This is a genomic window from Streptomyces ochraceiscleroticus, assembly GCF_000720485.1.
GTDB lineage: Bacteria > Actinomycetota > Actinomycetes > Streptomycetales > Streptomycetaceae > Streptomyces > Streptomyces ochraceiscleroticus.
The window spans coordinates 1-400 of record NZ_JOAX01000095.1 but is presented as its reverse complement, the minus strand read 5'-3'; the positions used below and the strand labels follow the sequence as shown (position 1 = coordinate 400).

Sequence of the window (400 nt, the reverse complement as noted above, 5' to 3'; positions counted from 1 at the left end):
CGAGAGCTTCTCGATGGCCGGGCCGCGGTATTCGATGACATAGCCCTGGCCGCCGCCGGTGCCGATCTTCGCGATGATGGCGAGGATCAGGTCCTTGGCCGTGACGGTCTCGGGCAGCTCGCCCTCGACGGTGATGGCCATCGTCTTGAACGGCGAGAGCGGCAGCGTCTGGGTGGCCAGCACATGCTCGACCTGGCTGGTGCCGATGCCAAAAGCCAGCGCGCCGAACGCGCCGTGGGTGGAGGTGTGGGAGTCCCCGCAGACCACGGTGGTGCCCGCCTGGGTCAGCCCTAACTGGGGCCCCACCACATGCACCACGCCCTGCTCGACATCACCCAGCGGATGCAGCCGGACCCCGAACTCCGCGGCGTTCTTGCGCAGCGTCTCCAGCTGGGTGCGC

1 protein-coding gene is annotated in these 400 nt (G+C 68.8%); it reads right to left on the bottom strand.

Features of this window, described 5'->3' with window-relative positions; all coding sequences use genetic code 11:
- Positions 1 to 400 (bottom strand): aconitase family protein (locus IG84_RS0137340; protein ID WP_031067938.1); only part of this gene is annotated, 400 nt, incomplete at both ends.